This window comes from Methylacidimicrobium cyclopophantes, from assembly GCF_902143385.2.
Classification (GTDB): Bacteria; Verrucomicrobiota; Verrucomicrobiia; order Methylacidiphilales; family Methylacidiphilaceae; genus Methylacidimicrobium; species Methylacidimicrobium cyclopophantes.
This window is the reverse complement of sequence record NZ_CABFUZ020000202.1, coordinates 1-1,805: the sequence shown is the minus strand read 5'-3', so window position 1 is coordinate 1,805 and position 1,805 is coordinate 1. Positions and strand designations below refer to the sequence as shown.

Annotated in this window: 1 protein-coding gene; it reads right to left on the bottom strand. The window is 57.1% G+C overall.

The window, feature by feature from the left end; genetic code table 11:
- Window positions 1–530: 530 nt before the first annotated feature.
- Complete coding sequence (locus FN369_RS08725; protein ID WP_225487734.1) at window positions 531–1,772, bottom strand: replication initiator protein A; 1,242 nt, start codon at window positions 1,770–1,772, stop codon at window positions 531–533.
- Window positions 1,773–1,805: the final 33 nt, after the last annotated feature.

Here is a 1,805-nt window from a genome sequence, read left to right as displayed (position 1 = left end):
GGCGATCCGTTACTTCGGGCCGCCCTGAGCCTATCGGGTGGGGTGCAGGGGCAGCGCCCCTGCGTTCAGCAGATATTTCAAGCCTACGCGCGTGACCATTGATCTGAGCGCAGGCGCGTAGCGACGAGCAGGTGGGTGCCGGGTTGGAAGCCGTGTAGCGGCCTGGGCGCCCGCAGTACGCGAGCCGGCGGGGGCGTAGCCCCAAGAGGTGGTGCGTACCTTTGGAGATCCGTTGTATGGCGGGTAATGGGCGCAAGTTATCCACACTCGGGACGTTTTAAGGGTTTTATATATTAGTTTTAAGGGTTTTAGCCTGAAAAAATGGCGATTTTGATTTGTAAATCAATGCATTACGAAAGCGTTCGGTCCTTAAAAGACGGACTTTGGTCCTTAATGGACGGGGCTTTGGTCCTTAATGGACGGCCGCAGGTCCTTAAAAGACGGCGTATCCACAGGTCTGAGGCACCTACAGCGCATGCAGCCTATGTATGCGCCCGACTCGCCTGCCAGCTCAGCCCGAAGTCCGTCTTTTAAGGACCAGCTTTCTCGGTGGAGGGCGTTGGGAAACTGCCTCGGAAGCGCATAACAAGAATGGGGCCATCTTGGCCTGGTTCCTCCGCAAGATCGTATTCGGGCAGTTCGTTGGCCTTGATGAGTTCGCGTATTGCAGCACTGGATTTCTTGAAAGCATCTGGGCTCCCGCTGCGTTCATGGATCAATCGGAAGGACCACCGGGCCTCACCCTTACCGGCAGCCACACGGGCCAGGCGATAGACAAAGCGGCCGAGACCAGGCGTCATCAGGAAGTAGTTCGGGTGCATCGTCAGCACTTCGGGATGTTCAGCCTCGACGACAGCGGCATAGAGCCATTTCGGCAGCTCTATCTCCACGGACGTGACGCGGCCGGAATCCTCATGCGACACGGCCTTGTAATCGTTGATGAGGCCAGCACCTTCGGTCACCCGGAGCGGGCGTCCATCCTTACCCCGCTGCCGACGCACAATCTCCACGGTGGTTTGCTTGAGCCGCCGTAAGGCGGCTTCCACCGCTTCGTATTGCCGCCCTCCATCTGACTGACGGCAAAATTTTAGGATTTCCGAGACGTGTGGCCGGAACGAACGGCCTGGCTTTTCGCCCAGACCAGCACGATAGCGGTTCATGGCTTCCGTGAGGTGAGAAACACCCATCAGCACGATGTCGTAATCCCATATGGAAGCCATACCATCAGGTCCGCTGGCCACACGCACATGACCGCCATCCGGCAGGTTGTGTGTCATCACCGAGTTGGCGCGCGGATACTTTTTCGATAGCCGGAACACGGCCACGTCCATGATGCCGCGATTGTCCTTGGCTGCCACGTCCCACACGCCCGGCACGAAAAAATCAGCCTGCGCATCGTCAGGCGGGGGAGTTCGCAACAGCGGTTTGGCTCGTGCCGCAGTGGCTCTCGCTCTCGCCTCCTGGCGTTCTTCCTCAGGAACTTCCTTGAGAGACTGACCACCCATCAAGGAGTCTATGTAGGGCAGCAGCATTTCGGACACTTCGCCTAGGACATACCAACGCTTGCGCTCCTTATCCCATTGTGCGCCATGCCGCTTGGCCCAATCCTTGTCGTCGTAGCCAATGGTCAGGTAGGTCCGGGGACGTGGTGTCGCGCGTTTGCCAATGCCGCCTTTCATCAGTCTCGTGCCCTTGCCCTTTTCTACCATACATCCTCCAACTTGGCCGACTATATGAATATTCTTTTCATATTCTTTTTCATTTGAAAACATCTCCTTCTATGGCGCGATAAATGGCCATGTTGA